Raw genomic sequence first — 12,579 nt, forward strand, 5'->3', positions numbered from 1 at the left:
GCCCCCTACGGACCCTGAGGAAACTGAATGCCGGTCAGCCGCCGCTCGCTCATCGCGACGTCCGCCCTGCCCCTCGTCCTGATCGCCGCGCTGGCCGCCTGCACCTCGGAGGGCCCGCGGGAGGCGGCCCCCGCCCCCGACGAGGTCGCGACCCCGGCCCCGGAGTGGAACACGAGCCCCGATTCGGTGGCCGCCATCGGGGACTCCATCACCCGCGCCTTCGACGCCTGTTCCCTGCTCTCCGACTGCCCAGAGGCGTCCTGGGTCACCGGCACGGACACCGCCGTGAGCAGCCTGGCGCAGCAGTTACTGGGCGAGGCGACCGCCGAGCGGTCATGGAACCTGGCGGCGACCGGCGCCCGGGTCGCCGACCTGCCGGCCCAGGCGGCCGAGGCCGTCCGCCACGAACCCGAGCTGGTCACCGTCCTGATCGGGGCCAACGACGCCTGCGCGGCCGACGTGGCGTCCATGACGAGCCCGACGGAGTTCAGGGCGGCGCTGACCGAGGCGTTCGGCGTGATCAGGGAGGAGCTCCCGGAGACCGGCATCTACGTGTCGAGCGTCCCCGACCTGATGCGGCTCTGGGAGGAGGGCAGCGAGTCCTTCATGGCCCGCACGGTGTGGCAGATGGCCAACATCTGCCCCTCCATGCTGAGCGACGCGAGCGACGACGGCGTGTCGGCCGGCGAGCGGCGAGCGGAGGTGCGGGCGCGCGTGCAGGAGTACAACACGGTGCTGGAGGACGTCTGCACCGCGGACGAGCTCTGCCGCTACGACGGGGGTGCGGTCTTCGACTTCCGCTTCACGCCGAGCCACCTCAGCGACTGGGACTGGTTCCACCCGAGCCGGGAGGGCCAGTCCGAGCTGGCCGCGCTGGCCTACGAGCAGATCACGACGGACCAGCCGGCCGAGCCGGTGGCGCCCCGCGTGGACTAGTCGGGCCCGAAGCGCGGTATCCATTCCCTGACCTTCCCGACCCGCGACCTTCCCGACCCGCGACCTTCCCGACCATTGACAGGGTATGGCCTGCCTCCTAACGTTCTCGCCAGGATTTCGAACGGTTAACGAAATATCGAACGTGGCGGAGGGGCGCTTCCCGTGCGTATCACCGGAATCAGCACGCATGTCGTCGGCACACCCTGGCGGAACCTCACCTATGTGCAGGTCCACACGGACGAGGGCCTGACCGGCGTCGGCGAGACCCGCATGCTGGGGCACACCGACGCCCTGATCGGCTATCTGCGGGAGGCGCAGGCGAACCACATCGTCGGCTCCGACCCGTTCGCCGTCGAGGACCTGGTGCGCCGCATGAAGTACGGCGACTACGGGCGGGCCGGCGAGATCGTGATGTCCGGCATCGCCTGCGTCGAGATGGCCTGCTGGGACATCAAGGGCAAGGCACTCGGGGTGCCCGTCTGGCAGCTGCTCGGCGGCCGGGCCAACGCCTCGGACAACCGGGTCAAGGCCTACGCCAACGGCTGGTACACCGTCGAGCGCACCCCCGAGGCGTTCCACAAGGCCGCCCAGGCGGTCGTCGAGCGCGGCTACCGGGCCCTCAAGCTCGACCCCTTCGGCACCGGCAGCTTCGAACTCGACCACGCCGAGACGCTGCGCTCGATCTCCCTGGTCGAGGCCGTGCGCGACGCCATCGGCCCCGAGGCCGAGCTGCTGCTCGAGATGCACGGCCGGTTCAGCCCCGCCACCGCCATCCGGCTCGCCGGCGAGCTCGAGCGCTTCGCCCCGTCCTGGCTCGAGGAGCCGGTGCCGCCGGAGAACCTGAAGGCGCTCGCCAAGGTGGCCGCCAAGACCAACCTCCCGATCGCCACCGGCGAGCGGATCCACGACCGGATCGAGTTCCGGGAGCTGTTCGAGTCGCAGGCCGTGGACATCATCCAGCCCGACCTCGGCCACATCGGCGGCATCGGCGAGATGCGCAAGCTGGCCGCCACCGCCGAGACCCACTACGTGCTGGTCGCCCCGCACAACGTCGGCGGCTCGGTGCTCACCGCGGCCAGCCTCCAACTGGCCGGCTGCACCCCGAACTTCAAGATCCTCGAACACTTCAACGACTTCGCGGACGCCGAGATCAAGAAGGTCGTCAAGGGCGCGCCCGAGGTGGTCGACGGCTACTTCACGCTCTCCGAGGAGCCGGGGCTCGGCGTCGAGCTCGACACCGAGGCGGCGGCCGAGTTCCCGCAACAGCAGGCCCACTTCGACCTGTGGGCCGAGGACTGGCACAAGCGCGACGGTGGGGCGGGGAAGCGGTCGTGACCGGCGACGCGCGCAGCGTGCTGGTGGAGCGGCCCGGCACCCACCGCCTGGTCACCGGCGAGCCGCCGGTGCCGGGACCCGGCGAGGTCCGGGTGGCCGTGCACGCCGCCGGCGTGTGCGCGAGCGACCGCGAGGTGTACGACGGCACCCGGGCCGCCGGATACGTCCGCTACCCAGTGGTGCCGGGACACGAGTGGTCGGGCACGGTCGACGCGGCCGGGCCCGGCGTCGACGCGGCGCTGGTGGGCCGTAAGACGGTGGGCGAGGGCTTCCGCGCCTGCGGGGTCTGCGACCGCTGCCGCACCGGCGAGACCAGCCTGTGCACCGCCGGATACGAGGAGACCGGCTTCACCCGGCCGGGCGCCTTCGCCGACTACCTGGTGCTGCCCGCCAGGCTGCTGCACCCGCTGGCCGATGACGCCGACCTGACGGCGGCCGCCCTGCTCGAACCGGCCGCCGTGGTCGCGGCCGCCGTGCTGCGGGCGGCCCCGCGCGCCGGCGAGCGGATCGCCGTGGTGGGCGCCGGCACACTCGGGCTGCTCGCGGTGCAGCTGCTCGCCGCCACGTCGCCGGCCGAACTGCTGGCCGTCGACCCGCGGACCAGGCCGCTGCGGCAGGCCACCACGATGGGCGCCTCGGTCACGGCCGCCCCGGAGGAGGCCAAGGAGCTGCACGGCCGCTACGACCTGGTGGTGGAGACGGCCGGCGCGCCCGGCACGGCCCGCGACTCCTGTCTCCTGGCCAGGCGCGGCGGCCGGGTGGTGCTGACCGGCATGCCGGAGCCCGGCGCGCACGGCATCGACCCGGTCCACCTGTCGGTCAGCCAGCTCACCGTCGCCAGCGTCTTCGGCGCCCCGCCGGCGGCCTGGTCCTACGCCACGCTGGCCTTCGGCCAGGGCCTGCTGCGGCCCGCCGAACTGATCACCCACCGGCTGCCGCTGGCCTCCTTCGGGGAGGCCGTCGGCCTGGTCGGCAGCGGCGACCCAGAGGTGGGAAAGGTCCTGCTCACTCCGTAGCCGCGCGGTCCCAACCACCCCAGGAAGCAAACCCGTTCACACCTCTTCCCTATTGATCGAACAACCGCGAACAATGGAGCATCGTGTCTGAATCAACGCCCGCCACTCCCCGTCGCCCGGGTGAAACCGCCCTGGCCGCGCTGGGCTATGCGGCTCCGGCGGACGATCCCGCCGACGCTTCCCCGCACGCCTTCCCCGACGGCGGCACGTGGCGCACCGAGATACCCTCCGTCGAGGGCCCCGAGGCCGTGCACACGGTCCTCAAGGAGGCCGCCCAGCTGGGCGTTCCGATCCACCGCATCAGCCAGGGCAGCGGCGTGTGGATGCTCACCGACGCGGAGATCACCGAGATGGTCGACGCCTGCAACCAGGCGGGCGTCGAGCTGTGCCTCTTCACCGGCCCGCGCGGCACGTGGGACATCGGCGCCGGCACCCGCACCTCCTCCGGCGGCGCCGGCCTCCGCGCCCGCGGCCACGGCGCGGTCGCCGGCTGCGTGGAGGACGCGCTGCGCGCCGCGGAACTGGGTGTCAAGTGCCTGCTGGTCGCGGACGAGGGCGTGCTGTGGCTGCTCCACCGGCTGCGCGCGCAGGGCGTCCTGCCGGCCGACACGACGTTCAAGGTGTCGGCCCTGATCGGCCCGGTGAACCCGGCGTCCGTCGCGGTCCACGAGGGCCTGGGCGCCGACTCGGTCAACATCCCGTCCGACCTGACGCTCGAGCACCTCACGGAGATCCGTCGGGCGACCCGGGTGCCGCTCGACTTCTACCTGGAGGCGCCGGACGACCTCGGCGGCTACGTCCGCATGTACGACATCGCGGAACTGATCAGACGTGGCGCGCCGATCTACCTGAAGTTCGGCCTGAGCAAGGCGCCCGGCATCTACCCGGTCGGCGGGCACCTGCGCGACGTCACGCTCGAGACCGCGAAGGAACGCGTCCGCCGCGGCCGGCTCGCCCTCGACCTCCTGACCCGCCTGGGCGCCAACACCAACATGGCCCCCCTGGGCACCCGCCTCCCCGGCGAGCTGCGGCGCTTCGCGCCGCCGCAGGCCGACTGACGCCTGGCGGAGCGGCCTTGGCCGCCGCCGCGGACAACTCCACAGCGCGTACGAGCGGCGGCGCACCACGCCCACGGGCCGGCGCCGCACGCACCACCGCACAGCCCGGCCGCGGGCCGGCGCCGCCAGGCGCCGAACACTTCCAAGCACCGCCCGCACCACCCGCGCCGCAGGCGCCACCGCAAGAAACCGGCGCCCCAGGCCCCGAACGCGGCCAAGCGCCGCGGGCACCACCGCAAGCACCGGCCCAGCCCGAGCCGACGCCCCCACCGGCGCCGCTCGCAGCTCACCGCCGGCAGGCACCACCGGCGCCCACGGCGCCGTTCGTGGCCCAGCACCGCAGGCACCACCGGGCCACGGTCCGGCGACCCGGCGCCAGACGCGGCTTCGCGCCGTAGGCACCACCGCACAACCCGGCCGCAGGCCGACGCCGCCAGGCGCCGGCACGCGGCCAAGCACCACACGCACCACCGCACGAGCCGGCCCGGCCCGAGCCGGCGCCCCCAGGGGCGCCGCTCGCGGCTCGCCGCCGGCAGGCACCGTCGCACCACGGCAAGGCCGGCGCCCCCCAGGGCGCCGGACGCGGCTTCGCGCCGCAGGCACCACCGCACCACCGGACCGGCGCGAGTCGGCGCCCCCCGACGGGCGCCGCTCGCCGGCCCGGCTCCGCAGGTAACAGCCGTAGCCGGAAGGACGTGAGCACCGATGTTCCGTGCCCGATTCGCCGCCCGAGGCGCCGCCACAGCCGCCGCCCTCGCCCTCACCCTGGTCGCCTGCGGCCAGGATTCCGAGGGCGGTTCAGAACCGGATCGAGACCCCGACGCCGAGGGCGGCACCGTCGGCATCGCGATGCCCACCCGCGAGTCCGAGCGCTGGATCGCCGACGGCGAGAACATGGTCGAGCAGTTCGAGGAGGCCGGCTACGAGACGGACCTCCAGTACGGCGAGAACCAGATCGAGACCCAGATCAGCCAGATCGAGAACATGATCGCGCAGGGCGTGGACCTGCTGGTGATCGCCGCCATCGACGGCGCCTCGCTCGGCAACGCGCTGCAGCAGGCGGCCGACGCCGACATCCCGGTGGTGGCGTACGACCGGCTCCTGATGGACACCGAGAACGTCGACTGCTACGCCTCCTTCGACAACGAGCGGGTCGGCGCGTTGCAGGGCCAGTACATCGTGGACTCCCTCGGCCTGACCGAGGGCGGCGACGAGAGCTTCAACATCGAGCTGTTCGCCGGCTCGCCCGACGACAACAACACCCGCTACTTCTTCCAGGGCGCCATGGGGGTGCTGCAACCCTTCCTGGACAGCGGCCAGCTCACCGTCCGCTCCGGCGCGACGGAGCTGAACGCGATCACCACCGAGCGCTGGTCGGGCTCGGAGGCGCAGGAGCGGATGGACGACCTGCTGACCGCCGAATACCGCTCCGAGCGGCTCGACGCCGTCCTCTCCCCCTACGACGGGATCTCGCTCGGCATCATCGCCGCGCTGAAGAACGTCGGCTACGGCACCGCCGACCAGCCCCTCCCCGTGGTGACCGGGCAGGACGCCGAGCTCGCCTCGGTCCAGTCGATCATCGCGGGCGAGCAGACCCAGACCGTCTACAAGGACACCAGGGAGCTGGCCGCCCAGGCGGTGGCCATGGGTGACGCGCTGCTGCACGGCGAGGAGTGCGAGGCCAACGACACCGAGTCCTACGACAACGGGGTCAAGGTGGTACCGGCCTATCTCCTGGACCCGGTGAGCGTCGACGCGGAGAACTACCAGATCCTCGTCGACGAGGGCTACTACACCGAAGAGCAGCTGGGCTGACCCATCATGACCGAGCACGTGTTGGAGATGCGCGACATCACCAAGACCTTTCCAGGGGTGCGGGCCCTGGACGGGGTCGACATGTCCGTCGCGCGCGGCGAGATCCACGCGATCTGCGGGGAGAACGGCGCAGGCAAGTCAACGCTGATGAAGATCCTCAGCGGCGTGCACCCGCACGGGAGTTACCAGGGGGAGATCCACTTCGAGGGCGAGCTCTGCGCGTTCCGCGACATCAAGGACAGCGAGCGGCGCGGAATCGTGATCATCCATCAGGAGCTGGCGCTGGTCCCGCACCTGTCGATCGCGGAGAACGTCTTCCTCGGCAACGAACGGGCCAACCGGGCCGGGATGATCAACTGGACGGACACGCTGCGGGAGACGGAGCGGCTGATGCGCCGCGTCGGCCTCTCGGAGGACCGTCCGACCACCACCATCGCCGAACTTGGGGTCGGCAAGCAGCAGTTGGTGGAGATCGCCAAGGCTCTGGCCAAGCGCGCGAGGCTGCTGATCCTGGACGAGCCCACGGCGGCCCTCAACGACGAGGACAGCGCCAAGCTCCTCGACCTGATCCTGGAGTTCAAGGAGCAAGGCATCTCCTGCATCCTGATCTCGCACAAGCTCAACGAGATCCGCCGGGTCGCCGACTCGGTGACCATCCTGCGGGACGGCCGCACCATCGAGACGCTGCCGGTGCGGACCGCGCCGGACGCCCCGGCCGAGGTGTCGGAGGACCGGATCATCCGCGGCATGGTCGGGCGTGAGTTGACGCGGTTCTACCCGACCCGCACCCCGTACACCGGGGAGTTGGCGGGGAAGGTGGCGATGGCGGTGTCGGACTGGACCGTCCGGCATCCGCTGGACCCGGCCCGCCGGGTGGTGGACTCGGTCTCGTTCGACGTGCGACACGGCGAGATCCTCGGCATCGCCGGGCTGATGGGCGCCGGCCGCACCGAGTTGGCGATGAGCCTGTTCGGCCGCTCCTGGGGCCGCTATGAGCGCGGCACCGTCTCGATGGGCGGCCGGCAGGTCTCGACGAGGTCGGTGTCGGACGCCATCGAGCGCGGCCTCGCCTATGTCACGGAGGACCGCAAGACCTACGGCCTCAACCTGATCGACACGATCAGCCGCAACATCTCGATGGCGGCACTGCCCAGGGTGGCCAGGCGTGGTCTCGTGGACGAGCACGCCGAGACCCGGATGGCGGAGCGTTTCCGCGCCTCGATGAACATCAAGGCGCCCACCGTCTTCGAGCAGGTCGGCCGGCTCTCCGGCGGCAACCAGCAGAAGGTGGTGCTGTCGAACTGGATCAACGCCGAGCCACGGGTGCTGATCCTGGACGAGCCGACCCGCGGCATCGACGTGGGCGCCAAGTCCGAGATCTACACGGTGATCGACCAACTGGCCGCCGAGGGCAAGGCGGTGATCGTCATCTCGTCCGAGCTGTCCGAACTGCTCGGAATCTGCGACCGGATCGCGACGATGGCCGCCGGCCGACTGACCGGCGTGCTGGACCGCGCGGACGCCAGCCAGGAGTCGCTGATGCGGCTGATGACGAAGACCGAGACGGTGCCCGGAAGCGAGGAACGGTGAGATGAGCCAGGCCACCCTGGGCAAGACCCCGACCGACCAGCCGCCAGGCGGCGACGGGGAGGTCGGCGGCATCCGTCAGCTGCTGTCCGTGGTGCGCAACGCCCTGCGCACCAACATGCGGCAGTACGGCATGCTGATCGCGCTGGCCGTGCTGCTGCTGGTCTTCCAGATCTGGACCGGCGGCGACGTGCTGCTGCCGCGCAACGTCAGCAACATCATCAACCAGAACGGTTACATCCTGATCCTGGCCATCGGGATGATGATCGTCATCATCAACGGCCATATCGACCTGTCCGTCGGGTCGATAGCCGGTTTCAGCGGGGCCGCGGCGGCCGTGCTGATCCTGGAGTACGACCTGCCGTGGCAGCTCGCGGTGTTGTTGTCGCTGCTGATCGGCGCGGCCATCGGCGCCTGGCAGGGGTTCTGGATCGCTTATGTCGGACTACCGTCCTTCATTGTCACGCTGGCCGGCATGCTGCTGTTTCGGGGCGCCACCCGGATCCTGCTCGAGGGCCGCACCTGGTCGGGCCTTCCACAGGGCTTCCAGGACATCAACCAGGGGTTCCTGCCGGAAGTCGGCCCGGAGACCAACTACCACAACCTGACGGTGCTGTTGGGCATCGCGGTGTGCGTCGCCGTGGTGGCCCAGGAGTGGCGGCGCCGCTCCCAGCAGCGGCAGTACGAGCTGACGGTGCTGCCGTTCAACCTCTTCGTGCTGCGCTGCGCGGTGCTGGTGGTCGCGGTGCTGGCGTTCACCCTCACCCTGGCCAGCTACCGGGGCACTCCCGTGGTGCTGCTGATCCTCGGCGGACTCGTCGTGCTGATCGGCTTCGTGATGCGCAACTCGGTGTTCGGCCGGCACGTGTACGCGCTGGGCGGCAACCGGGCGGCGGCCGAGCTGTCCGGCGTGAAGTACCGGCGGGTCACCATGGCCGTGTTCATCAACATGGGCGTGCTGTCGGCGCTGGCCGGCATCGTGTTCACGGCCAGGACCGGCACCGCCACCACCGGCGCCGGCAACCTGTTCGAGCTGGAAGCCATCGCGGCGTCGTTCATCGGCGGCGCCTCGATGAGTGGCGGCGTGGGCACGGTGCTGGGCGCGGTGATCGGCGGCCTGGTGCTCGGCGTGCTGGACAACGGCATGCAGCTGGTGGGCGTCGGCGAGGACTGGCAGCAGGTGATCAAGGGCCTGGTGCTGCTGGTCGCGGTCGCCTTCGACGTCTGGAACAAGCGCCGCGGCCTGTCGGGACGCGGCTGACCTCCGGCCGTCCGGCCGCTTGTGCCCCCCGCTCGGGTCCCTGCCTGGGCGGGGGGCTACCGTCGTGGGATCTTGACGTCCCCTTCGGCTGAGGAGCACATTCCGTGAGAGATGAAGCGCCGTGGTCCGAGGTGTTCGGCCGGCTGGACGACGGTGCCGAAGTGCGCCGTTGGACGCTGGCCAGGGGCGGCACCCGGCTGCGGGTGCTCAGCTACGGCGGGATCGTGCAGTCCCTCGAACTGCCGGACCGCAACGGCGAGTCGGCCAACGTCTCGCTCTGCTTCGACACCCTGGAACCGTACGCCGCCGGCCGCTCCCCCTACTTCGGCGCGCTGATCGGCCGCTTCGGCAACCGCCTCGCCCGGGGCCGCTTCACCCTGGACGGGCGGACCTACCAGCTGCCGTGCAACAACGGCCCCAACAGCCTGCACGGCGGCGACGTCGGCTTCGACCGCCGGATCTGGGAGGTCACCCCCGCCGGTCCTGCCGCGCTCACGCTGCGGCTCACCAGCGAGGACGGCGACCAGGGCTACCCGGGCACGCTGCGGGTCGAGATCGACTACACGCTCACCGAGGACGGCGGCTTCCGCATCGACTACCGCGCCGAGACCGACGCGCCCACCGTCGTCAACCTCACCTCGCACACCTACTTCAACCTGGCCGGCGAGGGCGCGGGCACCGTCCACGACCACCGCCTCGGGCTCGAGGCCGGCCACTACACGCCGGTCGACGCCACCCTGATCCCCGAGGGGCCGCCGGCCCCGGTGGACGGCACCCCGTTCGACTTCCGCCGCGCCAAGCCCATCGGCCGCGACCTGCGCCAGGCGCACCCGCAACTGCTACGCGCCCAGGGCTTCGACCACAACTTCGTGCTCGACAAGGGTGTGACGGCCGATCCTGAGCGGGTGGCGACCGTCTACGAGCCGCACTCCGGCCGGCTGATGACGGTGGCCACCACCGAGCCCGGGCTGCAGTTCTACAGCGGCAACTTCCTGGACGGCACCCTGGCCGGGCCCTCGGGCCGCGTCTACCGGCAGGGCGACGCGCTGTGCCTGGAGACCCAGCGCTTCCCCGACTCCCCCAACCGGCCCGACTTCCCCTCCACGGTGCTGCGTCCGGGCGAGACCTACCGCTCGACCACGGTTCACTCGTTCGCCGTACGGTAGCCGGCGGGCCATCCGGGCGGTTGCTGTAGTGGACGCATGACGTCCTCGCCCTCCGGCTCGTCCCGCGACCCGTTCGCCGACCTGCTCGACCGCTTCCTCGGCATGTCGCCGGCGGCCGCGCCGCCGCGGGTGCAGCGGGTGCCGATCGGCCGGCTGCTGTCCGAGGCGGCCAGGGACCTGATATCCCGGGCCTCGGAGCGGGCCGCCGCGGACGCCGTCGAGGACCTGGACACCGGGCACCTGCTGTGGGCGTGCACCCGGGTGGAGCCGGCCCGGGGACTGCTCGCCGAGGCCGGCGCCGACCCGGACCGGCTCGCCGAGAGGGTCGCCGGGGCCCGGCCGGGTCCCGGGGCCGGGCCGGCGGCCGAGCCGGGACTGACGCCGGCCGCCAAGCGGGCCCTGATCGCCGCGCACGCCCGCTCCCGGGCGGCCGGCGCCTCCTATGTCGGGCCCGAGCACATCCTGGCCGCGCTGCTCGACGAGCCGGGCTCGGGCGCGGCGCGGCTGCTCGGCGCGTCGGGTGTCGACCGGCCGGCGAGCACCACCCCGATGCTCGACACCTACGGCCGTGACCTGACAGGGGAGGCGCGCGCCGGGCGGCTCGACCCGGTGGTGGGCCGGGCCGAGGAGATCGAGCAGACCATGGAGGTCCTCTCCCGCCGCACCAGGAACAACCCGGTGTTGATCGGCGAGCCGGGCGTCGGCAAGACCGCGATCGTCGAGGGCCTCGCGCAGCGGATCGTCACCGGGGACGTGCCCGAGACGCTGCGGGACAGGCGGGTCGTCGCGCTCGACCTGCCGGGCCTGGTCGCCGAGGAGCGGCTGAGGAACGTCATCGACGAGGTGCGGGCCGCCGAGGACGCCACCGTCCTCTTCGTCGACGGACTGCACGCCGTGGTGGGCACGGGCGCCGACATCCTCAAACGGGCGCTGGCCCGCGGCGAGTTGCGCGTGGTGGGCGCCACCACGGTGGACGAGTACCGACGTCACGTGGCGAACGACGCGCCCCTGGAGCGGCGCTTCCAGCCGGTGACCGTCCCCGAGCCGAGCGTCGACGAGACGGTCCGGATCCTGGAGGGCCTGCGGGACTCGTACGAGGCCCACCACCAGGTGAGGTTCACCGACGAGGCGCTGGCCGCCGCCGCCGATCTCTCCGAACGATACGTCGCCGACCGCTTCCTGCCCGACAAGGCCGTCGACCTGCTCGACCAGGCCGGGGCGCGGGCCAGGCTCAGCTCGCCTGGCCGCTCCACCGAGGTCACCGGGCACCGGGACCGGATCGCTCGGCTCGGCCGCGAGAAGGACCAGGCGATCGCTGCCGACGACTATGAGCGCGCCGCCGAGCTCAAGCGGGAGATCGGCCGCGTCGAGGGCGAGTTGGCCGGGATCCTGGCCGGGCTTGAGGAGCGCCGCGAGGGGGTGCGGGAGGTCACGGCCGACGACGTCGCCGAGGTGCTGTCCCGGCGCACCGGCATCCCCGTCAGCCGGCTCACGGAGAGCGAGCGTGACCGGCTGATGCGGCTGGAACACGCCCTGCACGACCGGGTCGTCGGCCAGGACCAGGCCGTCACCGCGGTCGCCGAGGCGGTGCGGCGCAACCGGTCCGGGATGGGCGACCCGGACCGGCCGGTCGGCTCGTTCCTCTTCCTCGGCCCGCCGGGCGTGGGCAAGACCGAGCTGGCGAAGGCGCTCGCGGCGCTCCTCTTCGGCGACGAGGACCGTCTGGCGCGGTTCGACATGAGCGAGTTCCAGGAGCGGCACACAGGACTGCCGGCTGAGCGGGTGCGGCGGCAGCCGTACGGCGTGCTGCTCTTGGACGGGATCGAGCGGGCCCACCCGGACGTCCTCCACGCGCTGCTCCGGGTGTTGGACGACGGCCGGCTGACGGACGGCCAGGGCCGGACGGTCGACTTCCGCGACACGGTGGTCATCATGACCAGTGACCTGGACGCCGCGGACCTGGGGCGTCACCTCCCGCCCGAGTTCCTCGACCTGATCGACGAGACGATCGTCTTCCACCGGCTCTCGCCGGGCGAACTCGACCGGGTGGTCGACCGGCTGCTGGAAAGCACCCGGCGCCGGGTGCGCGCCCAGGGCATGCGGCTCGAGGTGACGGAGGACGCGCGCCGCGTGCTGGCCGAACACGGCCACCAACCGGAGCTCGGCGCCAGGCCGCTGCGCCGCACCATCCGGAGCGAGCTCGACAACCAGCTGGCCACGCTGCTGCTGAGCGACGAGGCCCACGCCGGCGACACGCTCGTCGCCGACACCCGCGACGGCCACGTCATCTGCGCCGTCGCCCGCGAACAGGAAGCGGCAGCCGAAGCCGCCGCCGAATCCGAAGGCTGGCCCCCGCCAGCGCCCTAGCCTAGCCGCCCCGGCCCGCGCTCCGCGCGGGCGTGCTC

General features: G+C 72.1%; 9 protein-coding genes. All 9 read left to right on the forward strand.

Annotation, left to right across the window (positions count from 1 at the left end):
- Nucleotides 1–27 precede the first annotated feature (27 nt).
- The 9 genes from E1265_RS23770 to E1265_RS23815 all read left to right on the forward strand — a co-directional run bounded on the left by E1265_RS23770 (nucleotide 28) and on the right by E1265_RS23815 (nucleotide 12,541).
- The gene (locus E1265_RS23770) at nucleotides 28–936 is read left to right on the forward strand and encodes an SGNH/GDSL hydrolase family protein (RefSeq protein WP_207931182.1); all 909 of its coding nucleotides are present in this window, start codon (nucleotides 28–30) and stop codon (nucleotides 934–936) included.
- Between the two features lie 162 nt (nucleotides 937–1,098).
- The gene (locus E1265_RS23775; protein WP_132933036.1) at nucleotides 1,099–2,271 is read left to right on the forward strand and encodes a mandelate racemase/muconate lactonizing enzyme family protein; all 1,173 of its coding nucleotides are present in this window, start codon (nucleotides 1,099–1,101) and stop codon (nucleotides 2,269–2,271) included.
- A complete protein-coding gene (locus tag E1265_RS23780) occupies nucleotides 2,268–3,287 on the forward strand; it encodes an alcohol dehydrogenase catalytic domain-containing protein (protein ID WP_132933037.1) in 1,020 nt (339 codons plus the stop codon). The genes E1265_RS23775 and E1265_RS23780 overlap by 4 nt, the downstream gene beginning before the upstream one ends.
- Before the next feature lie 83 nt (nucleotides 3,288–3,370).
- Complete coding sequence (locus E1265_RS23785; RefSeq protein ID WP_165953853.1) at nucleotides 3,371–4,345, forward strand: hypothetical protein; 975 nt, start codon at nucleotides 3,371–3,373, stop codon at nucleotides 4,343–4,345.
- Between the two features lie 705 nt (nucleotides 4,346–5,050).
- A complete protein-coding gene (chvE, locus tag E1265_RS23795) occupies nucleotides 5,051–6,160 on the forward strand; it encodes a multiple monosaccharide ABC transporter substrate-binding protein (RefSeq protein WP_132933040.1) in 1,110 nt (369 codons plus the stop codon).
- Between the two features lie 6 nt (nucleotides 6,161–6,166).
- Complete coding sequence (gene mmsA / locus E1265_RS23800) at nucleotides 6,167–7,750, forward strand: multiple monosaccharide ABC transporter ATP-binding protein (protein ID WP_132933041.1); 1,584 nt, start codon at nucleotides 6,167–6,169, stop codon at nucleotides 7,748–7,750.
- Nucleotide 7,751: 1 nt separating this feature from the next.
- Nucleotides 7,752–9,008, forward strand: coding sequence for a multiple monosaccharide ABC transporter permease (gene mmsB, locus E1265_RS23805; protein ID WP_132933042.1), 1,257 nt, complete (start codon nucleotides 7,752–7,754; stop codon nucleotides 9,006–9,008).
- 104 nt (nucleotides 9,009–9,112) lie between these two features.
- On the forward strand, nucleotides 9,113–10,174 hold the full coding sequence (locus E1265_RS23810; protein ID WP_132933043.1) for an aldose epimerase family protein: 1,062 nt from the start codon (nucleotides 9,113–9,115) through the stop codon (nucleotides 10,172–10,174).
- 36 nt (nucleotides 10,175–10,210) lie between these two features.
- Entirely contained in the window at nucleotides 10,211–12,541 is a 2,331-nt protein-coding gene (locus tag E1265_RS23815) for an ATP-dependent Clp protease ATP-binding subunit (RefSeq protein WP_132933044.1), read from the forward strand.
- Nucleotides 12,542–12,579 lie beyond the last annotated feature (38 nt).

The sequence above is a fragment of the Streptomyces sp. 8K308 genome (genome assembly GCF_004348315.1).
In the GTDB taxonomy this organism is placed as follows: domain Bacteria; phylum Actinomycetota; class Actinomycetes; order Streptomycetales; family Streptomycetaceae; genus Streptomyces.

Coding starts and splice junctions, on each gene's coding strand:
- E1265_RS23770 (WP_207931182.1), top strand. CDS start 28: ATGCCGGTCAGCCGCCGCTCGCTCATCGCGACGTCCGCCCTGCCCCTC.
- E1265_RS23815 (WP_132933044.1), top strand. CDS start 10,211: ATGACGTCCTCGCCCTCCGGCTCGTCCCGCGACCCGTTCGCCGACCTG.
- mmsA (WP_132933041.1), top strand. CDS start 6,167: ATGACCGAGCACGTGTTGGAGATGCGCGACATCACCAAGACCTTTCCA.
- chvE (WP_132933040.1), top strand. CDS start 5,051: ATGTTCCGTGCCCGATTCGCCGCCCGAGGCGCCGCCACAGCCGCCGCC.
- mmsB (WP_132933042.1), top strand. CDS start 7,752: ATGAGCCAGGCCACCCTGGGCAAGACCCCGACCGACCAGCCGCCAGGC.